The sequence below is a fragment of the Arthrobacter sp. 05N429 genome (assembly GCF_056397045.1).
The window spans coordinates 157,491-181,355 of record NZ_JBFTMQ010000006.1 but is presented as its reverse complement, the minus strand read 5'-3'; the positions used below and the strand labels follow the sequence as shown (position 1 = coordinate 181,355).

The 23,865-nt window shown below is 67.8% G+C and carries 15 protein-coding genes and 1 tRNA gene; 4 read left to right on the top strand and 12 right to left on the bottom strand.

The features are described from left to right. Window positions 1-670: 670 nt before the first annotated feature. The 7 genes from AC1DF4_RS12725 to AC1DF4_RS12695 all read right to left on the bottom strand — a co-directional run bounded on the left by AC1DF4_RS12725 (window position 671) and on the right by AC1DF4_RS12695 (window position 10,663). Window positions 671-3,376 (bottom strand): LuxR C-terminal-related transcriptional regulator, encoded by a 2,706-nt coding sequence (locus tag AC1DF4_RS12725; RefSeq protein WP_476913228.1) that lies wholly within the window; start codon window positions 3,374-3,376, stop codon window positions 671-673. Next, window positions 3,363-6,107: a helix-turn-helix transcriptional regulator gene (locus tag AC1DF4_RS12720; protein ID WP_476913227.1), complete on the bottom strand. Its 2,745-nt coding sequence runs from the start codon at window positions 6,105-6,107 to the stop codon at window positions 3,363-3,365. Before AC1DF4_RS12720 ends, AC1DF4_RS12725 begins: the two co-directional genes overlap by 14 nt. A 187-nt stretch (window positions 6,108-6,294) precedes the next feature. Further along, window positions 6,295-6,882, bottom strand: a complete 588-nt coding sequence (pth, locus tag AC1DF4_RS12715) for an aminoacyl-tRNA hydrolase (RefSeq protein WP_476913226.1) — start codon at window positions 6,880-6,882, stop codon at window positions 6,295-6,297. 112 nt (window positions 6,883-6,994) lie between these two features. Beyond that, the gene (locus AC1DF4_RS12710) at window positions 6,995-7,594 is read right to left on the bottom strand and encodes a 50S ribosomal protein L25/general stress protein Ctc (protein WP_476913225.1); all 600 of its coding nucleotides are present in this window, start codon (window positions 7,592-7,594) and stop codon (window positions 6,995-6,997) included. A 309-nt stretch (window positions 7,595-7,903) separates the two neighbouring features. Next, window positions 7,904-8,884: a ribose-phosphate diphosphokinase gene (locus tag AC1DF4_RS12705; RefSeq protein ID WP_056433181.1), complete on the bottom strand. Its 981-nt coding sequence runs from the start codon at window positions 8,882-8,884 to the stop codon at window positions 7,904-7,906. A 5-nt stretch (window positions 8,885-8,889) separates the two neighbouring features. Beyond that, a complete protein-coding gene (gene glmU, locus AC1DF4_RS12700; protein WP_476913224.1) occupies window positions 8,890-10,380 on the bottom strand; it encodes a bifunctional UDP-N-acetylglucosamine diphosphorylase/glucosamine-1-phosphate N-acetyltransferase GlmU in 1,491 nt (496 codons plus the stop codon). 211 nt (window positions 10,381-10,591) lie between these two features. Beyond that, window positions 10,592-10,663 (bottom strand) — tRNA-Gln (locus AC1DF4_RS12695). 214 nt (window positions 10,664-10,877) lie between these two features. Between AC1DF4_RS12695 and AC1DF4_RS12690 the strand changes: the two genes are divergently transcribed. Further along, window positions 10,878-11,477 carry a TetR/AcrR family transcriptional regulator gene (locus tag AC1DF4_RS12690; protein WP_476913281.1) on the top strand — a complete coding sequence of 200 codons (600 nt, stop codon included), beginning with the start codon at window positions 10,878-10,880 and terminating at the stop codon, window positions 11,475-11,477. A gap of 446 nt (window positions 11,478-11,923) precedes the next feature. On the opposite strand, the gene AC1DF4_RS12685 is transcribed toward AC1DF4_RS12690, so the two are convergent. The 5 genes from AC1DF4_RS12685 to AC1DF4_RS12665 form a co-directional block, all read right to left on the bottom strand. Beyond that, window positions 11,924-13,750 carry an ABC-F family ATP-binding cassette domain-containing protein gene (locus AC1DF4_RS12685; protein WP_476913223.1) on the bottom strand — a complete coding sequence of 609 codons (1,827 nt, stop codon included), beginning with the start codon at window positions 13,748-13,750 and terminating at the stop codon, window positions 11,924-11,926. 106 nt (window positions 13,751-13,856) lie between these two features. Beyond that, window positions 13,857-14,819 carry a 4-(cytidine 5'-diphospho)-2-C-methyl-D-erythritol kinase gene (locus AC1DF4_RS12680; protein ID WP_476913222.1) on the bottom strand — a complete coding sequence of 321 codons (963 nt, stop codon included), beginning with the start codon at window positions 14,817-14,819 and terminating at the stop codon, window positions 13,857-13,859. A gap of 81 nt (window positions 14,820-14,900) precedes the next feature. After that, window positions 14,901-15,812, bottom strand: a complete 912-nt coding sequence (gene rsmA, locus AC1DF4_RS12675; RefSeq protein ID WP_476913221.1) for a 16S rRNA (adenine(1518)-N(6)/adenine(1519)-N(6))-dimethyltransferase RsmA — start codon at window positions 15,810-15,812, stop codon at window positions 14,901-14,903. 161 nt (window positions 15,813-15,973) lie between these two features. After that, window positions 15,974-17,155: a transglycosylase family protein gene (locus AC1DF4_RS12670; protein WP_476913220.1), complete on the bottom strand. Its 1,182-nt coding sequence runs from the start codon at window positions 17,153-17,155 to the stop codon at window positions 15,974-15,976. Window positions 17,156-17,436: 281 nt separating this feature from the next. Further along, window positions 17,437-18,324 carry a TatD family hydrolase gene (locus AC1DF4_RS12665; RefSeq protein WP_476913219.1) on the bottom strand — a complete coding sequence of 296 codons (888 nt, stop codon included), beginning with the start codon at window positions 18,322-18,324 and terminating at the stop codon, window positions 17,437-17,439. 335 nt (window positions 18,325-18,659) lie between these two features. Here AC1DF4_RS12665 and AC1DF4_RS12660 point away from each other — a divergent pair, with 335 nt between their 5' ends. From AC1DF4_RS12660 to AC1DF4_RS12650, 3 genes are read left to right on the top strand one after another with little or no spacing between them, the layout of a single operon-like run. Beyond that, window positions 18,660-19,817, top strand: coding sequence for an AAA family ATPase (locus tag AC1DF4_RS12660; protein ID WP_476913218.1), 1,158 nt, complete (start codon window positions 18,660-18,662; stop codon window positions 19,815-19,817). An 11-nt stretch (window positions 19,818-19,828) separates the two neighbouring features. Next, a complete protein-coding gene (locus tag AC1DF4_RS12655) occupies window positions 19,829-21,337 on the top strand; it encodes a DUF58 domain-containing protein (protein ID WP_476913217.1) in 1,509 nt (502 codons plus the stop codon). Next, on the top strand, window positions 21,334-23,856 hold the full coding sequence (locus AC1DF4_RS12650) for a transglutaminase TgpA family protein (protein ID WP_476913216.1): 2,523 nt from the start codon (window positions 21,334-21,336) through the stop codon (window positions 23,854-23,856). The genes AC1DF4_RS12655 and AC1DF4_RS12650 overlap by 4 nt, the downstream gene beginning before the upstream one ends. Window positions 23,857-23,865: the final 9 nt, after the last annotated feature.

Here is a 23,865-nt window from a genome sequence, read left to right as displayed (position 1 = left end):
CTGCACGCTGGGTGTATCGCTCCAGTTCAACGGCCTGCAGCTAGCCGTTTCCCCGGATTGCTGCCCCGAAACGGCGCTGACACAGTCTTGGCACGGCCGCCCGGCCTGCGGGCGGCCGAGCCAGGACTGGGCCGATAAAAGCTAGGGAGCCGACGGCGGCTGGGGGGAGGAACCTCGGTCTCAGAAGGTTCCGACGCCGTCGGCTCCGTCAAAGGGGTTCACGCACTCGGCGGAACCATTTTGGGGAGACCATTGGAAAAGAATTAGTGTCTATTGCACCAGAGCGGATCATAGGTCCCGACGCAGGCGATCCTGGCAGCTTCATCGGAGGGCCGGGGCCGCTTCCGCAATGATGGCTCCACGTTCACAGTCCTTTGTCAGGTGCTTCAGTCGGGTGGTTCCTGGTGCTGACTACAATCTAGCGAACCGGACGGCACTGGCACACCGGTAGTCCGTACTCGAATTCGCGACGGGTTCCGAACGAACCGCAATTGAGGGTACTTGCCACGGCGGTCGCCTCCCGACGCTGGCGGCGTCCGGCTACGTGGTCCCCCTACGCGGGTAGTCCGGAGCCTACTTGCCGGCTTCCCGGAGCTACGCATGCCGGAGCCGGTGCAGGGTTGTTGCCCTCACGTGCCGGTAATGGCGGACCGGACGATGGGACGGACGGCTACGGTGGGGACACTCCTGGCAGCTGGTCCCGCCCTTTGACGTTGAGTTTGGCATAGCTGCGGTACAGGTGGCCTTCGACCGTCCGGATGGAAACCTGCAGCTCGGTGGCAATCTGACGGTCGCTGAGGCCGCGCACCGCCAGTGCCACGATGTCGCGCTCACGGCGCGTCAGCAGGCCGAGGGCGTCGGTCTCGGCTTCCTGTTCCTGCCCGGAAACACTGTCTGCCCTGTCCAGGCACCGCTTCCGCTGGGACATCGCCATGCGCTCCCGCAGCGTGTCGCCGGCCGCCCGGTAGCCGTTCGCGGCGGCGTCATATGCAAGGGCAGCGAAGCCCCACAGCTCGGCGTCTTCACAGCTCTTGCCAGCGTCCAGATGGTCCGCAGGCAAGTCCGTGCTGATCGCAGCCGCATAATCACAGATCGCGGCGGCCCGGGGGCCCTCCAACTCCGGCTGCAGTTCAAGCAGCCGGGACGCAGCATCCCGGTCCCCCAAGGCGAGGCAGAAGGCAAGCGAGTCGAACTCCAGGCCTGGCGTGGAACCGTCGGCGTGAGGCCGGCCCAACGTCCGGAGTTCGTCAATGCCTCCAGGGTAATTGCCGAGGCGGGCCTTTCCATAGGTGACTGCCATTTGCGAGAGGATCCGCAGGTACCGTGACACCGCCGGCGGCGCAGCCTTGTAGTCGGCGAGGAAGACCGCGGCCTTGTCCTTGGCCCCGACGTCGGCGGCGGCGGCAAACGCCATCGAGGCGGTCAGGGCGAAGAGTTGCTGGGGATCCGCGAGCCGCAGTGACTCCAGTGCCGCGCCAAGGGCGTTCAGTGCCTGGGCGGCCTTGCCTTGGTACAGCAGGATGATGCCGTGCGCGGCATGGACGCCCCCGCCAAACGAAATTCGGTTGGGCCCGGGGCCGGCGGCTACTCCGGCCAGGAGTGTTTCGGCCGCTTCCCAGTCGCCCCCGTGGATCACCGCAGCTGCTGCCCGCGCCACGAGGAACTCCGCGAGGAAGTACAGTTCGTCGTGTCCGGATCCCGCGGATTCCAGCGCCTCGGACACTTTCGCGAAGGCCTGGACGGCCTTCCCCTGCACCAGGAGCCGTTCCGATTCCAGGGCCAGCCTGAACGCCGCCTCAAGGGTGTTGGCGGGTGGGCCGTCCAGCACGCCAGCTTCCGTGCCGGCACTTTCCGGATACTCGCCGGCGAGGGCGAATACCATTGCGCGCATGGTGGCGTACCGCTCCCGCGTGGCTGTCAGGATTCCCTCGCCGTCTTCCGGGTTTTCCCTGGCCAGCCGCTCGCCTGCTTCCAGGAGCGCTCCGGCCCGGTCCATGATGTCGGCCGGACTGTGGCCCAGAGCGGCCTGCACGGCAGCCCACATCAGGGTTCCCGTGAGCAGGACAGCAACGCTGAGCCCCTTGGCGAAGTCAGCCTCCAGGATGTCCCGCGCGGCCGCATAGTCCGAGGTGTTGAAGTAAGTGCGGGCCGTCACAGACCTGGCCGCCACCTGAAGTTCAGGGTCTTTGACCAGTGCGGCTGCCTTGCGTGCCAGCTCGTCCTCGTAGAGCCGGCTGGCCAAAACGGCTGCGCGCAGCAGTTGGCGGTCGTCGACCTCGGCTCCGCATTCCATCGACCAGCTCACTTGGCGGAGCAGGCCTTCCGCCGACGTGGGCTCGCTGTCCATGAGCCGCAGGAGGCTCTGCCGGAGCTGGAGGCTGCGCGCCGGAGAAATGAGGTTGCGCAGCGTGTCGCCATAGATCGAGTGCCAAAGCCGCAGTTGAGGGTGGGGTGCCGGCGTGACGCGGATCATCTCGTGTTCGATAAGAACGGCAACCGGGTCCTCGCCCACCGTGGCCTCGATCAGCTCGCGGGACACGGGCTCGGCCAGGGCAACCAGGTTCAGGGCCTGGCGCTCTTGGGGCGAGCGCCGAAGCAACTGCCGGCGCACGACGTCGGTCAGGCGGTCCCCGTGGCTATTAAGGGGACGCGCGAGCAGCCAGACCCCGTTGCGTTGAAGCAGCGTGCCGTCGTTCTTCGCGTCGTCGATCAGCCCGCTGAGCAGCAGCGGGTTGCCCTCGGAGGCTTCCCAGAGGATTTCGGTGACGTTCGGCAGGACCTGGGCTCCCAGCGCCCGTTCCAGGATGTCAGCCGTCTGCCCCTGGGTCAGGGGGCGGAGGTCGATGCGTTCGGCAATACCTTCAAACCACAGCTGCAGCAGCGGTTCCGGCAAGCCCGGCCGGGTCGCCGAGGCCACGAGCAGCTTCGCCCACCCGGCAGCGGCCAGTTCCACCAGGATCCCCGCGGTCGCCTCGTCAAGGTCGTGGGCGTCATCCACGATGAGCAGCAGTGGCTTCTGTGAGGCGCGGCGCTCTTCCTCCAGCCCGGACCAGAAGGTCCTGAGCACGGCCAGCTGCGAGGTGGCCTCTTGTACGGGCAGCCCGAGAATGAAAGGACCGAGCACGCCGTACGGGACGTTCGTCAGGGAGGGGCTGCCATGGATACGGACGGGCGTCACCGTGGACTCCAGTTCGGCCACGACGGCGTCCAGGAGCGTGGATTTGCCGATCCCGCTGTCCCCGAGCAGCAGGACTGCGACATGTGTGCTCCCTTGGAGGGCCTCGACCGCCGACCCCAGGTCCTCCGTCCGCCCGGTCAGGGGGGTGGGTCTTGCCGCCTCCTCGGGGGCGGTTGCACGGTTCCTAGATGAGTCCAAGCAGATCACTTCGCGAAGAAACTCCCAGCTTGGTGAACACCTGGTACAGGTGTCCCTCCACTGTTCTCACCGAGATGCCGATGGCCAGGGCAATGTCCTTGTTGGAGACCCCGTTGCCTGCGAGGGTAGCTATCTGGCGCTCCCGCTCTGTGAGCAGCGGACCCTTATTCCTGGGCATGATGGGCAGGGCCGGCACGGAGTCCGCAAGGCTCTCAAGGATGGCGTGGGCTGCGCTCGCCTTCCCGCTCAGACCCGCAGCCTTGGCGAAGTCGAAAGCGAGGGCCGCGCATCTGGCCTGGACGGCGTCGAGTTCCATGGCTGCTGCCTGGCCGGCGGCTTCCAGCATGATGGCGGCGTCCTTCTTGCGGCTGCCCACGGCGATGATCCGGGACAGCTCCGCGAGCGGTCCCTGCCGCAGGGCCGCGATGTCTTCCATGAACTGGAAGTCCTTGGCCGTGCCGTTGACCGTCGCGCCGAGCATGAAGATACCGGCCAGGGTGTACCGGCCGCTCCGGTAGTGCTCCTCGGCCGAGCGCACAAGCCGGTCCTTCGCCTCCGGATCGCCCAGCCAGCGCGAAGCCATGTCCATGCAGAACTCGGCGGAACTTCGGATCGCGAAGCGGGCGGCACCGTCCGCTGACCGTGCCCGGTCCAGGTAGACAGTGGCCTGCACGGAATTCCCGGTCTGGGCGTAGGCGAAGGCCGTAGCCGCGTAGGCCTGCCGCAACGAGTGCAGGCTGGCCCGGACTTCGAGCTGCGCTATCGCGGCCAGGAGGGGGTCGAGGGCCATGTAGCCGCGGCCCGCATAGACATAGGCGAGTCCGACAGCCAGATCAGTGGGCGCGCTGCCGGAATGCAGCCCATGGCCGGCCCGGCCGCTGGCATCCTTGAGCATGTCGATGCTCTGGCGCCATTGTCCGGAGAGCAGAAGCACGTTGAAGGATCTCCATGCGAAGTTCTCGCGGATCCGCGGGACGTTGGACCACTCCCCCAGCTGGCCGCCGATGTCGCGCAGCAGCTTGCGGGCCTCGACTTCCTTGCCCGTCATGCAGAGGGCTTCCATCAAAATGATTGCCGATCGCAGCCGGTGCACCGGATTGATGTCATCCACTTCCGACGACGCGGCCGCGCTGAGCCTGTCCATCATGGGCCCATAGTCACCGACAAAGGAGAGGTAGTTGAATTCGCTGAGGTCCAGGGACAAACCGGCCCGGGCCAACTCCTGCGTTGTGGCTGCCGGCTGGTTCTCACCGATTTCGTGGAGCCGCAGCCAGCCTTGCCGGATCAGTTCGGGCACCTGTGCCGTCCGGTCCTCGAGCCATGACATGCAGTCCACCTTGGCTGCTACCAGCTCAGCGAACGCCTCTGCGCTGAGAGCGCTGACATGCGCCTCCGAGACATCGTCCAGGGCAGACATGGCCTGCAGCGGCAGCCCGAGTTGAAGGTAGGCGGCGGACTTCTGCAGCTGCCCTTCCGTCCATTCCGGGTCCTCCGGGCTCAGACTGCCGGCGCACTTGAGCGCAAACTTCGGGTCGAAGAGCTTGACGGCGGCGCCCGCCGCGGCCACGGCGTGGGCGGGTGCCAGGGGCGCGTCGCAGTCATGGGTCCACGCTGCGTAGGCCAGCAGGTCCTCCACAGTCAGCTCATTCAGCTCGTCCTGCTGGTGCCCCGGAACCTTGTCCCTCAGCTCCAGCCTGCGCTCCACACTGAGCCAGTTGCGGACGATGTCGCCCAGATAGCGGTCCCCCAGCGAAACGAGGTGCCGGTCCGTCCGGTCGACGACAATCTGCCCCGCATCTTCCATGTCTGCAATGACCCCGGGACTGTACATCCGCGCGAGCCTGGCCAGCGGCAGGGTCCGGGCACAGGAGAGCACCTCGATGAGCTCCCGGGCCACAGGTGTTTCGCGGGCGTACCGGGCCCGCACGATATCTTCCAGTGCTGTGCGCCCGTCAAGGACCACCTCATCCACCAAGGTCCAGACAGATCCGGAAAGCACTAAGTTGCCCCGTTCAATCTGCTCGGAGACCACGGCCTGCAGCAGGGTCGGGCTGCCGCCAACGAGCTGGTGCAATTGGCTCGCCAGGGCGCTGGAAACTCTGTGCCCCAGCGCCGCCTTAAGCACTTCCAGGGTTTCGACTTCTGTGAGGTTGGCCAGCCGGACCTCGGCCAGCTGGCCGGAAGTGATGAGCCAGTAGAAGTCCGGCGGAAGGTCCGTCGTGCGCTGGGCAGTGGCGACGAGCCGCGCCGTCCGGGTCTGCAGCAGATTGAGGAGCACGCCGGTGCTCAATTCGTCCAGAGCCCCGGCGTTGTCCAGCATGATGACGCATTTTCTTCCGGCGGCGTCGTCCCGGATCAGGGAGGTGATGCCGTGCAGGATGGCGGTCGGCGAGCCAAGGGAGCTTTGCGGCAGGCGGGCGAGCGTGAACGCCAGGCAACCGTAGGGTGTTGCCGAGCCCGGTCCCGAGCTGCGGAGCTGAAGGGTGTAGACGTCAGGACCGAAGCCTGCGATCGCCGTGCGTCCTACCTGGGTTTTGCCCACGCCGCGGTCGCCGGTGATCACTACGCCCATCCGGTCGTCTCCGAGCAGGGCGTTGCGAACCCGGTCGGCGTCGGCATTGCGCGCCAGACCTGACCACCTGTGCCTGTCCAGCGGACCGGCTGCAGGTTCTTCTATGGCGGGTGCCAACGTAGTGGAAACATTCCCCCAGCCCAGCGATTCCCTCGACATCTAGTTTCCTTCGTACCGCTTTGCGGACAGCAAACCTGAGACCGTCCGCCTAGAAGTAGCGTATCCCTATCCCCCAATATGAGAGTAGAGCGATCATAACGGCATTTCAGAAACCTTGGAAGCAATTCGAGGGTCGGCGACGGCGCGTTACGCGCGGCACCGCAGCGGAGGTCCCCGCGGGTTCCGGCTAGGGCGTCTTCGCGGGGTGGAACTGTTGCTGGGCTTCCAACAGGCCGTCACGGACCAGCGACTCGACGGCGTCTGCCGCTGCATCGATCAGGAAGGGCAGTTCCTTCTTCTCCGCGCCGGAAAAGTCTTTCAGCACAAAGTCTGCCGTGTCCATCCTGCCTGGCGGGCGGCCTACGCCGACCCGGACCCGCAGGTAGTCCTTGGTGGCGAGGGCCTTGGAAATATCCCGCAGCCCGTTGTGGCCACCCTCACCCCCGCCGAGCTTCAGCTTCACCGTGTCAAAGGGAATGTCGATCTCGTCGTGCACGGCGATGACGTGGCCTGGTTCGATGCCGTAGAAATTCGCCAGCGCCGCAACCGGGCCGCCGGATACGTTCATGTAGCTCAGGGGTTTGGCCAGGACGACCCGCGGGCCGCCGATGCCGAGCCGCCCTTCCAGGACATGGGCCCTGGACTTGTGCGACTTGAAGCCGCTCCCGATCCGGGAAGCGAGTTCGTCAAGGACCATTTGCCCGACGTTGTGACGGTTGTGGGCGTACTCCGCTCCCGGGTTGCCAAGGCCTACGATCAGCCAGGTGTCAGTCATGGGTGAGTCCTTCGCTAGAGGGCAGTTTCCCGGCCCCGGGGACCGGCATTCCGGCCGGAGACGACGGCGGCCGGGCCCCAGAGGGACCCGGCCACCGGAGGTTTCGCCGGAATTACTCGGCTGATGCCTCGGAAGCTTCGGCGGTAGCCCCTTCGGACGCCTCTTCCTCGGTGACTTCGGTGGCTTCGGAGATGTTGACGACGAGTGCCTCGGGGTCGGCCAGCAGGGTGGCGCCCTTCGGCAGGACGAGGTCCGAAGCGTGGATGTGCTCGCCGGCTGCGCGGCCTTCGATGCTGACCTCGATGGCGGTCGGCAGGTGGGTGGCCTCGGCCTCGAGGGAGACGGTGGTCATTTCCAGGTTGTGGACGTTGCCCGGAGCAAGTTCGCCACTGAGGTGGACGGGGACGTCCACGGTGACCTTCTCGCCGGTGCGGACGGTCAGCAGGTCCAGGTGCTCGATGATCTGCTTGATCGGGTTGCGCTGGATGTCCTTGACAAGGGCCAGGTGCTGTTCGCCGTTGATGTCCAGGGTCAGCAGGGCGTTGGCGGTGCGCACGGCCAGGGTGGTGGCCTTCGCCGGCAGGGTGATGTGGATCGGCTCGGCGCCGTGGCCGTAGATGACGGCGGGGATCAGGTTGGCCATGCGGGCGCGGCGGGCGAAGCCCTTGCCGAATTCGGTGCGGACTTCTGCTGCGAGCTTCTGCTCAGACATGGATATCTCCTCGTTGGATTTCAAGCTGTGGGACTAACGGTGTTCAGCAAGGGCGGAGGTCTGTTTGCGACCTTCAACGCCGGGCTGCTGTGCAGCGGCCCTTCAGAAGGAGATTCAGACCCAGTCGATAACGGATACCAGCAATCCGGCTGACCGTGCGTACATCTTGTGCAAGCGGTCTACCGGCGCTCTCCCTCGCCAAGGTTTCGGTTCAAGGCTACCAGTGCGGGGCCGCAATTCTGAAAACGGCCCCGCACCGGCGGGCGCTTGAGCAGGCTGGAGCAGACTCAGGCCTGCCCCAGCGGGATGCTACGCGTTGCCGTCGAACAGGCTGGTGACCGAGCCGTCGTCGAACACTTCGCGGATGGCGCGGGCAATCAGCGGTGCGATCGACAGCACGGTGAGCTGCGGGAAGCGCTTGCTGGCGTCGATCGGCAGGGTGTTGGTGACCACGACCTCGCGGGCGCCGGACTCGGAGAGCCGCTGGGCCGCCGGGTCGGAGAAGACGGCGTGGGTTGCCGCGATGATGACGTCCTTGGCGCCGGCGTTCTTGAGCACCTGGACCGCGCCGGAAATGGTTCCGCCGGTGTCGATCATGTCGTCGATCAGCACGCAGGTGCGGCCTTCGATCTGGCCGACGACCGTCTTGGAGACGGCCTGGTTCGGAACGGTGAGGTCGCGGCTCTTGTGGACGAACGCCAGCGGCGCCCCGCCGAGGCGCTCAGCCCACTGCTCGGCGACGCGGACGCGGCCCGTGTCCGGAGAAACCACGGTGATGTCGTCAGCGCCGACGCGGGTGCGGATGTAGTCCGCGAGCAGCGGGATGGCCATGAGGTGGTCCACCGGCCCGTCGAAGAAGCCCTGGATCTGGGAGGTGTGCAGGTCCACGCTCATGATCCGGTCCGCGCCCGCGGTCTTGTAGAGGTCCGCAACGAGGCGCGCGGAGATCGGCTCGCGGCCGCGGCCCTTCTTGTCCTGCCGGGCGTACGGGTAGAACGGGGACACCACGGTGATGCGCTTGGCCGAGGCCCGCTTGAGCGAATCGATCATGATGAGCTGTTCCATCAGCCAGTTGTTCAGCGGTGCGGGGTGCGCCTGGATGACGAAGGCGTCGGTGCCGCGCACGCTCTCCCCTGCCCGGACGTAGATCTCGCCGTTGGCGAAGTCGTAGGCATCCAGGGGCAGCAGCTCGGTGCCGAGCTCCTTGGCGATTTCCCTCGCCAGCTCGGGATGCGCGCGCCCAGCGGCTAGCACCAGCTTCTTCTCGCCGCGTGCCGTAATTTCGCTCATTTTTGCTAGCCCTCTTCTGTAGATGCCGGAGTACTGGAGGAAGTCGTGGTGGCGCCGGACGCCTCGGCCAGGGACGCGGAGAGCGAGCCAGGGCGGTTCGCCAGGACCCAGCCCTCGGCGTTCTGCTGCTTGGCCACGGACAAGACCAGGGCGCCGGGCGGCACGTCGCGGCGGATCACTGCGCCGGCGCCGCTGTAGGCGCCGTCGCCGACCTGGACGGGAGCAACAAAGACGGTGTTGGAGCCGGTGCGCACGCCGGAGCCGATAACCGTGCGGTGCTTCTTCTCGCCGTCGTAGTTCGCGGTGATGTTTCCGCAGCCGATGTTGGTGTCCTCGCCGATCTCGGCGTCGCCGGCGTAGCCCAGGTGGGAAAGCTTGGAGCCACGGCCGATGGTGACGTTCTTGGTCTCGTAGAAGGCGCCGATTTTGCCGGTCGCACCGAGGACGGTGCCGGGGCGCAGGTACGTGAACGGGCCGACGCTCGCCTTGGCGCCGATCGTGGAGCCTGAACCGTGGGTGCGGATCACTTTGGCGCCCTCCCCCACCTGGACGTCGGTGAGGGTCGAGTCGGGGCCGACGACGGCGTCGCGCGCCACAGTGGTGGTGCCGTGCAGCTGGATGTTGGGCAGCAGCCGGACGTCCTCGTCGAGGGTGACAGTGGCGTCGATCCAGGTGGTGGACGGGTCGACGACGGTGACGCCGGCACGCATCCACGCCTCGACGGTGCGCCGGTTAAGCTCGGCGCCGAGGGCCGAGAGCTGGACCCGGTCATTGGCGCCCTCGACCTGCCAGCGATCTTCGGTGACGACGGCGGCGACGCGGCCCCCGGCGGCGCGGGCCAGGCCCAGCACGTCGGTGAGGTACTTTTCGCCCTGGGCGTTGTCGGTGGTGACGTGGGCCAGCGAGTCGCGCAGCACGGCGGCGTCGAAGGCGTAGATGCCGGAGTTGATCTCCCGGATTTCGCGTTCGGCGTCCGTGGCGTCCTTGTGCTCCCGGATGCCGGTGACCGTTCCGTCAGCGGCGCGGAGGATACGGCCATAGCCGGTTGCGTCATCCAGGACGGCGGTGAGGACGGTGACGGCGTTGCGCCCGGCCTCGTGGCTGGCGACGAGCTCGCCGAGCAGCTGGCCGGTGAGCAGCGGGACGTCGCCGTAGGTGACCACCACCGTTCCGCTGAGCTGCGCCTGGGGGTGGAGCGCGTCGAGCGCATCGAGGGCGGCTTCGACGGCGCGGCCGGTGCCCGGCACCTCGTCCTGGTCGACAATCAGGGCGGCCGGGTCCACGGCGGCGATGTGGGCAGCCACGAGGTCGCGTTCATGCCGGACGACGAGAGCCAGTTCCTGCGGCCGGATGGTGCGGGCGGCGTGCAGCGCGTGGCCGACGAGGGAGCGGCCGCCGATCTCGTGGAGGATCTTGGGGGTACGGGACTTCATCCGGGTACCGGCACCTGCAGCTAGGACGATTACGGCGGCTGGGCCGGTATTCTCGGGGCTCACGTACGGGCTCTCCTTGCTCAGTGGCTTAGCTCATGCCGCTGTTCGGTGGATCTGGGTGGCCGGCGGCTGAGGCTGGGTGGTGCACCACGGTTACCGGATCCGCGCGGCCCGGGCGGGCCGGAGTCCGGCCGCGGCGCCATATTCATCCTACTGGACTCGCACCGGCCCGCGTCCGCCGGGTGCCGTTTACCGGCCCCGCGACGGGCACCAGTTCCGCCCATAGGACTCGAACCTATACTCCACGGCTCCAAAGGCCGGGGTGCTGCCATTACACCAGGGCGGACCATGCCAAGGCGCTGAGCCTGTGGCACGAGAATCAATTCTGCCATACTGCGTTGCCGCCCGGTGTTGCTGCGGCGTGCAGGGCGGGCTGGCCCCTCCCGGTGGCTGATCTGGGGCATGATGGTGCTGTGAGCAACAGCGCAGGGGTATCCGGAGGGGCGGAGGGCCGCAGCGGCAGGCCGGTTAGGTCCGCCGACTACGTACCCCGGATCCGGATGACGGGTCCCCAGCGCCGCAGCCAGCTGATCGGCATCGGCCGCGGACTGTTCGCGCTCCGCGGGCTGGACGGAACCACCATCGAGGAAATCGCCGCCGCCGCCGGCGTCTCCAAACCCGTGATCTATGAGCACTTCGGCTCCAAGGAAGGCCTGTACACCCAGGTCGTCGAATACGAGTTCCGGATCCTCCTGAGCTCCATCAACGACGCGCTGTCCGAGGAAGCCAAACCGCGCGTCCTGGTCGAACGGGCCGCGCTGGCGCTGCTGAGCTACATCGAGGACCGCACCGAAGGCTTCCGCATCCTCATGCGCGACGCCCCGCCGACCCAACCCGAAGGGGCCTTCTCCACCCTGCTCTCACACGTCACGGCGCGTGTGGAATACATTCTGGCCGACGAGTTCGCCCGCCGCGGCTTCACATCGGCCGACGGGGCCATGTACGCGCAGATGCTGGTCGGCATGGTGGCCATGACGGGCCAGTGGTGGCAGGACAGCAGGACCCCGGACAAGCGCGACGTCGCCGCCCACCTGGTCAACCTCGCCTGGAACGGCCTCACCGGCCTGCAAAAAGACCCCGAACTCCGCAGCGAAGACTAGCCCGGCCACCGCCCCGTGTGGTCACCTACGCGGTGCAGCGGCCCTTCGCCGTCGCTTAGACACGACGCAAAAGGGCCCCTGCGGTCGCTGAGCGACCTTCGGAGCCCAATGCGCCGCGATGCGCGACTACGCGAAGGTCCCCCGCGCCGCTATTGCCGACACTTCCGTTCGGGGGCAGCCAACCACCCCACTTGGCGAAGGTCCCCCGCGCCGCTATTGCCGACACTTCCGTTCGGGGACTGTTGCGCAGCGGTACGGTGACGCTGCGCGCGCCGGAGGCGGTCCTTCCGAAAGGAGCGCATCGCGGCGCATCGGGACGCGGAGGTCGCCCAGCGACCGGAGCGTCCCCTTTGCGTCGTGTCTAAGCGACGCGGAAGGACCGGCTCCGGCACCCAAGGCGAGTCGACGGGCCGGCTCCGGCACTCCAGCCAGCCAGACTGGACGGCCTACTCCCCGAGGACTTCCAGGGCTCCCAGCCATTCGAGCTCGAGGGCTTCGCGTTCGACGGAGAGGTCCTTGAGCTGCTTGTTGAGCCCGGCGAGCTGGCCGACGGCGGAGGGGTCGGCGGCTGCGGCGGTCATCTGGGCGTGAATCTTGTCTTCCTGCTGCTTGAGCTTGCCCAGCTGGCGGTCGATCCGGTTTTTGGCCTTGCGGGCGTCCCGCTTCTCGGCTTCCGAGGGGCCGGCAACGGGGGCGGCACCGCCGCTGGCGGCGGTGACGGGGTTGCCGCCGCCGGTGATGGTGGAGCCGGCCATCGCCGCTTCGCGCAGTTCCAGGTACTGGTCGACGCCGCGGGGCAGGGCGCGGATCTTGCCGTCGCCGAGGAGCGCCATCTGGTGGTCCGTGACGCGTTCCAGCAGGTAGCGGTCGTGGCTGACGACCACGAGCGTGCCCGGCCAGCCGTCCAGGACGTCCTCGACGGCGGCGAGGGTGTCGGTGTCGAGGTCGTTGGTGGGCTCATCGAGCATCAGCACGTTGGGCTCCCCCACGAGCAGGCGCAGGAGCTGGAGGCGCCGGCGTTCGCCACCGGAGAGGTCCTTGACCGGGGTCCACTGCTTCTCGTTGGTGAAGCCGAGCTGCTCCACGAGCTGGCCGGCGGTGAATTCCTTGCCGCCGACGTTGAAGGAGCGCTTTTCGCGTTCGATCACTTCGATCACGCGCAGGTCCGAGACGTCGTCGAGCTCCTTGACCTCCTGGGTGAGGACCGCGGTGACCACGGTCTTGCCGCGCTTGACCTTCCCGGATGTGGGCTGGATCTCGCCGTTGAGGAGCTTCAGCAGGGTGGTCTTGCCGGCGCCGTTGACACCCACGAGGCCCAGCCGCTCACCCGGCGCAAGCCGCAGGGTGATGTTGTCGAAGAGCTTCTGCCCGGCGTCGCCGCCAAGGAAGTCGAGGGAAACGTTCTCGAGGTCCAGGACGTCCTTGCCGAGCCGGGCGGTGGCCATCTTGCTCAGCGCCGTGGAGTCGCGCGGCTCGGGGACATCGGCGATCAGGGCGTTGGCCGCCTCGATCCGGAACTTGGGCTTGGCCGTGCGGGCCGGCGCGCCGCGCCGGAGCCAGGCGAGTTCCTTCTTGACGAGCTGCTGGCGCTTGCCTTCCGTCACGGAGGCGGCGCGGTCGCGTTCGGCCCTGGCCAGCACATAGGCGGCATAGCCGCCGTCGAACGGGTCCATGATGCCGTCGTGGATTTCCCACGTCTTGTTGCAGACTTCATCGAGGAACCAGCGGTCGTGGGTGACCACGAGGAAGGCGCCCTGGTTGGCCCGCCAGCGGGTCTTCAGGTGCCGGGAGAGCCACGCGACGCCTTCGACGTCGAGGTGGTTGGTGGGCTCGTCGAGCATGATGACGTCGTGGTCCTCGATCAGCAGCTTGGCCAGCGCCACCCGCCGCTTCTGCCCGCCGGAGAGCGCATGGACGTTGGCGTGCCAGTCGACGTCGGACACGAGTCCGCCCATGACTTCGCGGATCTGGGGATTGCTGGCCCATTCGTAGTCGGCCTGCTCCCCGACGATCGCGGCGCCGACGGTGAGGTCGCCGTCGAGCACGTCGCTCTGGTCCAGGTAGCCGATGTTGACTTCGCTGCGCTTGGTGACCCGGCCGGAGTCCGGGGTGGAGCGCATGGCCAGCAGCCTCATGAGGGTTGACTTGCCGTCGCCGTTGCGGCCCACCATGCCGATCCGGTCGCCCTCTTCAAGGCCGAGGGTGATGCCATCGAGGACGGTACGGGTTGCATACGAGACCGTGAGGTTCTCGCCGCCGAGCAGGTGTGCCACTGGGAACTGCTTTCCTAGAGAAAAATGACAAGCGATATATCGAGCAAAAGTTGGTCAGGCCGGATCGGCCCGAGGCAAATACGTCGTGCGGATGACGACAAACGTATTAAAGGAGCGTATCGGAGATGATGCGTGCCCCGTGAACCGGACCGTGCACCGCCATGGCGTCGAGGCCGTGGTGCCGGAGGTCATCGGCCAGGCCCTCGGCTGCCGCGGGGCTGTGTGCCAGCAGCGCGACCGTCGGTCCGGAGCCGGAGACAATTCCGGCGATCGCCCCCAGGGATTCACCGAGCCCGAGAGTTTCCCGGAGGCTGGGCGCCAGCTCAATGGACGCGCGCTGGAGGTCGTTGACCAGCACCCGGCTCAGGGCGTCGGCGTCGCCGCTGCGCAGGGCGTGGAGGATCATCGGGTCCACGCCCGTGGGTTCGTCGGCCAGAGCCCCCTCGGCCGCGCGCAGCCGGTCCAGGGTCCGGTAGACCTCCGGGGTGGGCAGGCCGAAGTCCGCGGACACCAGGACCCAGTCGGTCTGGGCTTTGACGAGGGCCGGCGAGAGTTCGTCGCCCAGACCGAGTCCGACAGCCGTTCCGCCGAGCAGGGAGAACGGCACGTCGGCGCCGAGTTCCGCGGCGAGGTGGGCGAGTTCGTCGCGGGACAGCCCGCTGTTCCATAGCGCGTCACAGGCGAGCAAGGTGGCGGCCGCGTCGGCTGAGCCGCCTCCCATGCCGCCGGCCACGGGTACCCGCTTCGTGATTTCGAGGTGCACGCCGGTGGAGTGCTCGGAGACGTCGGTCATGATGGCGGCGGCCTTGTAGGCCAGGTTGCGCTCATCGAGGGGAATGTCGACGCCGTCGAGGTCGAGGGTGCTCGCCGAGCTGATGCTGACGGTTATTTCTCCGGTGTCCGTGCTCGTGGCGGCGACTTCTTCGTAGAGGGAGACGGCGAGGTAGACGCTTGCCACCGAGTGGTAGCCGTCCGGCCTCAGGGGGCCCACATCCAGTGAGACGTTTACCTTGCCGGGAGCCTTGACCCGGACAGTCCTCGCGGCAAAGCGCCCTCTCACTGCGTTCATGGCTCCACGCTATGGCATGGCAGGGTCAGGCTCCAAGCACAGCCCCCGGCCGGGTTCACCGTCCGGGACCTGCCGCGGCGCTCACTGAACCGGCAGTTCCCGTGCTTCGGCGATCCGGGAAAACGCCGCAATGTCGATCACTTCGCCCCGCGCGGTGGGATCGACGCCTGCGGCCCGAAGGCAGCGCTCGGCCTCCGCCGCGCTGCCGGCCCATCCGGCCAGTGCGGCGCGGAGGGTCTTGCGGCGCTGGGCGAAGGCGGCATCGATGACGGCGAACACCTGTTCCCGGGTGGCAGTGGTGACGGGTGGTTCCCGGCGGGTGAACGCCACGAGGCCGGAGTGGATCTTGGGTGCGGGCCAGAAAACGTTCATGCCGATGACGCCGGCCTTGCGCATGCTGCTGTACCAGGCCGCCTTGACCGAGGGGACGCCATAGGTTTTGGACCCGGGCCCGGCTGCGAGCCTGTCGGCAACCTCGTCCTGGACCATGACCAGTCCGTGGCGGAGGCTCGGGAAGTGCTGCAGCAGGTGCAGGACCACCGGGACGGCAACGTTGTACGGGAGGTTTGCCACGAGCGCTGTCGGCTCCACGGGGAGTTCGGTGACGCGCATGGCATCGGCCAGGACAAGGTGGAAATTGCCGGCAGCGTCCGGCCGCCACTGGGCGACGGTGGCGGGGAGCTTGCCGGCGAGGACGGGATCGATTTCGACGGCGACGACCGAGCGGGCGGCATCCAGCAGGCCCAGGGTGAGCGACCCCAGCCCCGGCCCCACCTCCAGGACGGTCTCGTCCGGGTGGATGTCGGCGGCAGCAACGATCCTGCGGATGGTGTTGCCGTCAATGACAAAGTTCTGGCCGAGGGTCTTGGTGGGCCGGACCCCGATCTCCTCGGCCAGCCGGCGGATGTCCGAGGCCCCCATCAGCGGTGCGGGTGCGTTTGCTGGCGTACCGGTTGGCGTACTGCCTGGCGCGGAGGGGGTCGGTTCAGTCACCTAGGTATCCTATCCCGTTGCCCGGGCCGGGCATGGCGAAGGCCGGGCCCGGAAAACCGGACCCGGCCTGTGCCGGGCGTCCGCAGCCGTGGTCAACTGCTGCGGACGCCGTGGAGAGTCAATCCCCCCTCAGCCGGAGCTGGAGGGTCTGGCGTGCGCCTTTAGCGTGAGGCTGCCCAACCGCAGCCCCACGGCTGCAGGCCGCGCTGCGCGTAGACCCGGTTGGCGATGTCGATCTGCTGGGCCTTGGTGGCCCCGGCAGCATTCGGCGCGTACGCGCCGCCACCGGAACCGAGCCAGGTCCTGACGTCGAACTGCAGGCCGCCGTAGTAGCCGTTGCCGGAGTTGATGGACCAGTTGCCGCCGGACTCGCACTGCGCGATCTTGTCCCACATGGCCTCATTCATCATGGCCGGGGCCGCGGCTCCGGTGTTTGCGCCGCCGGCCTGGGCTGCAGCAGCCTTGGGCTTGGTGCCGACGGTGACCTTCTCGGTGACCGGCTGGGTGCTGACGGACTGGGCAACCAGTGTGCGGGAGGCTTCGCGGCCGTCGACGAGCACGAGCTTGAAGCTCTTGTTGATGCTCCCGGCGACACCACGCTGGGTCACCTTCTTCTCGCCCTTGGTCATAGCGGCGTCTTCCGTAGTGAGGGTTTCAAACGGGACTGCCGCGGTCTCGTCCGCCGTCTTGCTGACGTCCACGCGGGAAACCTTGATCACCATGTCATTGACGACCGGCGCGTTGCCCGGCTGCGAGACGCGGTCACTGGCGCCCAGCGTGATACCGGCGTCGGCGAGCAGCTGGGAGACGTCGGCGGCCGTCGTCGTGGTCTTGGCGGCCTTGCCGTCAGCGACGACGCTCACGGTCTTCGGCGTCGAGATGGAAACGAAGGAACCGGAGACGGCGAGCTGCGCTTCCTTCGGAACGGACAGTTCGGAAGCGCTGGCGACGCCGAGTTCCGTCACGAGGCCCTCGACCGTGGGCGCAGTGGTGTTGATGGTCCGTTCCGCGCCGTCCAGGCTGACCTTGACGGCCTTGGCGAGGTTGACGTTGATGACGGACCCGTCCTGGACATGGGAGTCAGCTGCAGGCGTGACCCTGTCGGCGGCCTGGAGTTCGAGGTTGGCACCCTTCACGACCTGGCCGACAGTGCCGCCGAAGGTCTGGACGGAACTCACTTTGCCGTCAACGTTGAGGGTGACTGTCTTGTTGTTGCCCACGAAGGCGACGAGTCCCAGCACGAGCGCCACAAGAACGACGAGCTGAGTGCCGACCTTGACGAAGCTGAACTTGCCATCCGATGTAAAGAACTTGACCACGATTGCCCGTATCTCTTGAACCATCCGGGCACGGGGAAAAGCGCACAGATTCATCCGCCGCGGACAGCCGTGTGGCGGCACCGCAGGGGTGCGTTATGTCCGCGGCAGCTGTGTGCACTGCCACACTCACAAACGAGAGCGCGCCCATGGTTCGTTGGCCACGATGCGCGCCCTGCAGGAGTGAAAATATCCGAAGGCCTTCCCCGACCCCGGCTAATAGTTGTCCACTGTAACCGGAGCGTTATAAAGCAACCAACAAATTGCGCATACCCGGTATCTAATATTCCACGTTTACTTTCGTCACATCAGTCCCAGGACCCGTACGCCTGCTCGGTATTTCCGGCGATTCGCGCACACAGTTCCGAGAGCTCCCATCCAGTCAATTCGGCCATGGCCCGGACGGTGTAGGGCACCATGTAGCTCGCGTTTGGCCGCCCCCGGTGGGGGTGCGGCGTGAGGAACGGGGCGTCGGTTTCAACAAGGATCCGTTCCGGCTCGGCGATGGCGAGCGCGGCACGCAGGTTGGCGGCGTTCTTGAACGTCAGTGTCCCGGCGAATGACATGTACCAGCCCTCACTGTTGCAGATCCGGGCCAGCGCGTCCCCGCCGGAGAAGCAGTGGAATACCACCCGTTCAGGGGCGCCTTCCTCCCGCAGAACCTGGACGACGTCGTCGTGGGCGTCCCGGTCGTGGATCTGCAGCGTCAGCCCGAGGCGCTTGGCAATATCGATGTGCCGGCGGAAGGAATAGCGCTGGTGGGCCAGCCCTTCGCCCTCCGTTCGGAAGAAATCCAGCCCGGTCTCGCCGATGGCCCGGATCCGCGGGTGCGCCGCGAGGGCTTCGATCTCGGCCAAGGCCGCCTCGAGTTCGCCACGGGCCGCGTACTCCGGAGCGTCATTGGGGTGCAGGGCGACGGCACCCAGGAGCCGCGCATCCAGCTCGACCGCCTGCACCGTAAACCTGGACGATTCGAGGTCGCACCCCACCTGCACGGCCCCCCGGACCCCGACGGCTTCGGCAGCATCCAGGGCGTCGCCGATGCCGACCTTCAGTCCCTCCGTCGGGAAATCCAGGTGCGTGTGGTTGTCCATGACCGCAACCGGAAGCGGCTCCGGCGCCGGCGGGTAGCCCTGCCTGCCGGCGCCGTCGCTGCCGGGCGCGCGGAACGGGACGGGAGTCAGCGGATTGCACATCTTTCTACCCTATCGGCGGTCCTCTTGCCGGCTGAACCCGGCCGGCGGAGGGAGTTAACCTGCCCGCGCCATTTCCCGTGCCGCTTGCCGGGCCGTTTCCCGCGCCGTTTCCCCGTGGGGGCCGGCAGATATTTCACCGGAACTCTCTGTCAGGCCCGGCAGTTGTGTTAGTACTCTGTTATAAACACTGGCTATTACAACGGATGTAAACAATGGTCAGAGAACAGACGGCTAGGAACACAGACGGTCAGGAACACAGGCAACCACCCGACGAGTGGACCGGCATGCTCCATGCCGATCCGTCCCGGGAAACCACCAGGGCTGAAAGGCTACCGATGGACTACCACCGCATCTCCCTAGACGAAGCCCTCCCTGAGGGCCAGGACATCAGGGAAGACTCTGCCGTGACATCACGCCCGGGTACCCGGCGTCCGGCCCAGCCGCCGGTGGCCATGGACGCGGAGGCTTTCAGTTCCGCCAGCGAGCGCATCCTGACCGCAATCAACACCGTGATCGATGGCAAGGCGGAAGCGGCCAAACTGGCCCTGACCGTGCTGCTGGCCCAGGGCCATCTGCTCCTTGAGGACGTCCCGGGCGTCGGCAAGACGCTGCTGGCGAAGACCCTGGCACGCACGATCGACTGTTCCGTGAGCCGCATCCAGTTCACCCCTGACCTGCTCCCCTCCGATGTCACGGGCGTGTCCATCTACAACCAGGCCTCCCGGTCTTTCGAGTTCCGGCCCGGGGCGGTGTTCGCGAACATCGTCATCGGAGACGAAATCAACCGTGCGTCTGCCAAGACGCAGTCCGCCCTCCTGGAATGCATGGAGGAACACCAGGTCACCGTGGACGGCAAGTCCTACAAGCTCGATGAGCCCTTCATGGTGGTGGCCACCCAGAACCCGATTGAGATGGAGGGCACCTACCCGCTCCCGGAGGCGCAGCGGGACCGTTTTATGGCACGGATCTCCATGGGGTACCCGGATAAGGACGCCGAGATGGAAATGCTGGAAACCCACCAGTCGACGTCCCCGCTGACCAAGGTCACCGCCGTCGTCACCGCCGGCGAGGTCGCGTCCATGATCGCCACGGTGCGGCAGGTCTATGTCTCCCAGTCGATCAAGGATTACACCGTGTCCTTGGGCCGTGCGACGAGGGAAAGCGGGATGCTCCGGCTCGGTGCCAGCCCCCGGTCCATGCTCCAGCTGCTGCGCGCGGCGAAGGCCACCGCGGCCCTGGAGGGCCGGGACTTTGTGCTGCCGGACGACGTCGTCAGCGTTGCCGAATCCGTCCTGGCCCACCGGATCATTTTGGACCGCAAAGCTGCGAGCTCGGGCGAGACCGCCCAGAGCGTGATCCGTGCCGTGCTGGCGAAGCTCCCGGTCAGCCCGGAGATGGCGGCGGCGGCGCCCGCATCCGCCGGCCGTGCCGCCCGTGACAAGGCCGCCGCCATGGCGGCCGCCCCGGCGGCCACGCTGCCGAACCGCCGCTAGGTGGCCTTGCCGTGGCGCTGATTGACCGGTTCCCGAGGCACATCTTCACTTCCCGCGGCTGGGGCCTGCTGGGCGCGGGCGTGGTTTTCCTTCTCGCGGCCCAAGTGATGGGACGCCGGGACCTGCTGACGCTGGCCGTCCTGCTGTTTGTCCTGCCGGTGCTTTCGCTGGCAGGAACTCGGGTGCTCAAGCCGAATTTCCAGGTCTACCGGGAGTTCAACCCCGCCAGCGTCGAAACTGCTGCCACGACGACGGTCCGGCTCGCCGTGGCCCGGACCGGATTTGGTTCCGGCCACGCCCTCATGGAGGAGCGCCTGCCTCCCCGGTTCGGCGAATCCCCGGTATTCCGGTTCCCGGCGCGGTCGTCCGCGGGCGGGACCAGCCGGTACGAATACCATTTGCGGTCCGGGAAACGCGGCCAGTTCGTGATCGGGCCGGTCACGGCCGAGTTCAGCGACCCTTTCGGGTTGTCCCTGCACCGCCACGCCATCGACGACGGCGACATCCTCACCGTGACGCCCGCCGCCGTCGAACTGCCCGTGACGGGGCTGGCGGGCGCCCGGGGGCACGACGGCGTCACCGCCACCCGCGTCCGCGCCAACCCGAGCGACGACGACGTCATGACCCGGGAATACCGTCACGGCGATCCCATGCGCCGCGTGCATTGGGCCGCGACGGCACGGCACGGGGAGCTGATGGTCCGCCAGGAGGAGTCCGTCACGACTCCCGAGGCAACCATCATCCTGGACCAGCGGTTCCCGGCCTTCACCCGCGGCGCATTTTCTGCCGGCTCGAATTCACGTCCCCGTCTCCCCTTCGGCGCCAGCCCGCGCGGGACCGATTCCCGCGTACCCGATCAGCGTGGCCCTGGAGTCCCGGACGGCCACGACCTCATCACCAGCGACTCCTTCGAGTGGGCCGTGACGGCCGCGATGTCCATCGGCGCCCATCTGTCCGAGCGAAGTTACGCGCTGCGTTTCCTCGACGCCGCCGGCGAACCCGCGTTCCAGCATTCGCCATCAGCACCCGAGCCGGAGGCCGAGGAGTACATCGGCGCTTCCGGGCTGCAGTCCGTCGCCGAGAGCCTGGCCGCGATCCAGCTGACCGGGCCCCACCACCGCAGGGACGCCAGGGACGCAGGCTCCCCCCGGGCGCACGGCCACCACCCCTTCGGGGCGGAGGCCGGCCCGCAGCCGTTCGACGACCGGCTCATGGACAAGCTGGCCGCCCACCGGATGCGGGGGCCGGTGCTGGCGATCCTGGGAAACCTCACGCCGGCCGAGGCCCGCGCGTTGTCCCCGGCTGCCGGCTTTGCCGCTAACGCGTTTGCCCTGGTGGTCACGGAGGGGTCCCGGGAACCCGACGATGTGCTCGAAACCCTCCGGCTCGGCGGCTGGCGGGCGGTCGCCGTGACCCCCTCGGCGTCCCTGCCCGCGGCGTGGGCTGCCTTCGACGAGGGCGGGGCAGAGACGCTGGCAGCTGCAACCGATGTGCGGCGTGGCGCGGGGGTCAGGCCATGACACTGACACCACAACGCAGCGCGCACTCCGGCCAGTCCGGAGCGTCCGCGGGGGGCGGCGCCCCTCCGGGGCCGGGTGCCTTCCCGGGGACCCGGAGAGCCCGGACGAAGGTCGGCGCACAGCCCTGGCTCATGGCCCTCGCCGTGGCAGTCGCCGTCGGAGGTGCGGCGCTAAGCCTGAACGGCGTGCTGCGGGGATGGGCCTGGTACTCCCCCGTCCTCTCGACGGTCCTCACGGTGGCGTTCACCCTGGCCGGCCTCCGCGCGCTCCGGTGGCGCAGCGTGTTCGTGATGGCCGGTGCGCTGGCGGCGCTTACGCTGATCCTGACGTTCACCTTTTTCCGCCCGCACAGCATCCTTGGCTTCATCCCCTCGGGCGCCACCATGACGCAGCTGGGACGGTACCTGCGCCGGGCCAGTGAGACGGTGCTCGGGGAAAGCGCGCCGGTGGCCCCGAATGCCGGGATCGTCCTGCTGGTCTGCGCCGCCCTGGGGCTGCTGGTCATCCTGGTCGATGCCCTCGCCTATCCCCTGGCCCTGCCGGCCACGAGCGGCCTCGGGATCCTCGCCATCCTGATCGTTCCCGCGATGATCAAGCCGCAGAGCGTCGGCGCGCTGGGCTTCGCCGCGGCCGCCGCCGGCTACCTCCTGATCCTCGGCTGCAGCCACTGGTTCGCGCCCGACCCGCGGACCGGCGCCGACACCGCGCGAAATCCTGGCCAGTTCCGGCGCGGGGCCCTGACAGGAGCCGTGGCGCTGACGGCCACCCTGCTGCTCCAGCTGGTGGTCCCGGGGTTCGACCAGGGGACGTTCCCGCAAGGCTCGCGGCTGAATCCCTTCGGCAGTGCCTCGGGGCTCAACCCGATGATCAGCCTTGGCAACAGCCTGCGCAGCCCCACCGGCGACGGCCGCATCACCTTTGCCACCAACGCGCCCAGCACCCCGTACTTGCGTTCCGTGACCGTGGACAGTTTCAACGGCGACAACTGGGCACCGGATGACCGCGACGATACGCGCCGGATGGGCACGGGGCGGATGGACTCGGGATTCGAGTCCATCGCCACGGAGGTCCGGGTGGTCACCGCGGTCAACACCGGCCAGTTCACCAGTCCCTACCTGCCGGTGCCCTACGCCCCGGAGGCCGTCAACGGCCTCAGCGGCCGCTGGAGCTGGGATCCGTCCACGCTGAGCATCAAGGGGGTCGACGCCAACACCCGTGACCAGCAGTATGTGGTGCTCTCGGTCGCCCCGCAGCTCACCCCGGACCTGCTGGCCCAGGCCACGGGCCCGGCGCAGGGCGTCCCTGAGCAGTTCATCCGGACGCCGGACAACGTCCCCGAGATCGTGCGCACCACCGCCGATGCCGTGACCGCGGGAAGTACCACTGCGTACACACGGGCCATGGCCATCCAGCGTTACCTGCGCTCCGTCGATTTCTCTTATTCCCTGCAGTCCCCGGTGCAAGGCGGCTATGACGGCAACGGACTGTCCGTACTGGCGGACTTCCTGACCCAAAAGAGCGGATATTGCATCCATTTCGCTTCGGCCATGGCCGTGATGGCCAGGCTGGAAGGCATCCCCAGCCGCATCGCCGTGGGCTATGCCCCCGGGCGGGCAACCGGCGCCACGGTCTCTATCGGCGGCCAGGGTGCCCTGCCGGAATATGAGGTCGATGCCCGGGATGCCCATGCCTGGCCGGAACTGTATTTCCAGGGATTGGGCTGGGTCCCCTTCGAGCCGACCCCTTCGCGCGGAGTGGTCCCGCCCTATGCCACGGAAGCCCAGGCGCCCAGCGGCGCCAGCACGAACGAGAACAACGATGGCCTCCTCCCGGGCAACTCCCCCAACCCCACGCCGCTGCCCAACGTGGCGCCGCTGCCGCTCCCGGGCTCTGCCCCGCAGGCGGACCCGGTAAGCGTGATGTTGCCCGTGCTCTACTCCGCCGGGGCACTGCTGCTCCTCGGCCTGGTGCTGGCGTCCCCGCACCTGGCGCGGACGGCACTCCGCCGGCGCCGGCTCAACGGTGCCCGGGGAGACGGCGCAGCAGCGTTGCAGGCCTGGGCGGAACTGCGTGACCTCGCCATGGATTACGGTGTGGCGCCACAGACCAGTGAGACTCCGCGTCATTTCTCCGAACGGCTGCGCGCTGCGGGGGCCCTCGGAGAGCCGGACGGCCTGGACGCGGACAGCCACCAGGCCGTCAAATCCCTCACTGTTGACTTCGAACGCCGGCAATACGGGCGCCCGCCGTCCGGGCCCGACGGCGACGGCGTCCCGGAAACGTCGGGCGCCCACCGGATCGCAGCGGTCCGCGCTGCGCTGCGTTCCCATGCCGGTCCGCTGGTCCAGGTCCGTGCGGCGTGGCTTCCGCCCTCCATCATGGCCGCCTGGCGGCGGGCCGCCACAGCGCCGTTCCGCGCCGCGCGCCGCACAGCACAGCGCACCCGGCGCGCCTTGGCGCGGGCCTGGTCAAGGACCCGCGGGGCGGTGCACCGGGTGCGCTGGGTGCGCCGGAGCTGAAAGGCCCTC

Excerpts from the sequence above, each read along its gene's own strand:
- AC1DF4_RS12650 (WP_476913216.1), top strand. The coding sequence starts at position 21,334 with ATGACACTGACACCACAACGCAGCGCGCACTCCGGCCAGTCCGGAGCG.
- AC1DF4_RS12720 (WP_476913227.1), bottom strand. The coding sequence starts at position 6,107 with ATGTCGAGGGAATCGCTGGGCTGGGGGAATGTTTCCACTACGTTGGCA.
- AC1DF4_RS12670 (WP_476913220.1), bottom strand. The coding sequence starts at position 17,155 with ATGGTTCAAGAGATACGGGCAATCGTGGTCAAGTTCTTTACATCGGAT.
- AC1DF4_RS12660 (WP_476913218.1), top strand. The coding sequence starts at position 18,660 with ATGGACTACCACCGCATCTCCCTAGACGAAGCCCTCCCTGAGGGCCAG.
- pth (WP_476913226.1), bottom strand. The coding sequence starts at position 6,882 with ATGACTGACACCTGGCTGATCGTAGGCCTTGGCAACCCGGGAGCGGAG.
- AC1DF4_RS12690 (WP_476913281.1), top strand. The coding sequence starts at position 10,878 with ATGACGGGTCCCCAGCGCCGCAGCCAGCTGATCGGCATCGGCCGCGGA.
- AC1DF4_RS12705 (WP_056433181.1), bottom strand. The coding sequence starts at position 8,884 with ATGAGCGAAATTACGGCACGCGGCGAGAAGAAGCTGGTGCTAGCCGCT.
- AC1DF4_RS12680 (WP_476913222.1), bottom strand. The coding sequence starts at position 14,819 with ATGAACGCAGTGAGAGGGCGCTTTGCCGCGAGGACTGTCCGGGTCAAG.
- AC1DF4_RS12665 (WP_476913219.1), bottom strand. The coding sequence starts at position 18,324 with ATGTGCAATCCGCTGACTCCCGTCCCGTTCCGCGCGCCCGGCAGCGAC.
- AC1DF4_RS12710 (WP_476913225.1), bottom strand. The coding sequence starts at position 7,594 with ATGTCTGAGCAGAAGCTCGCAGCAGAAGTCCGCACCGAATTCGGCAAG.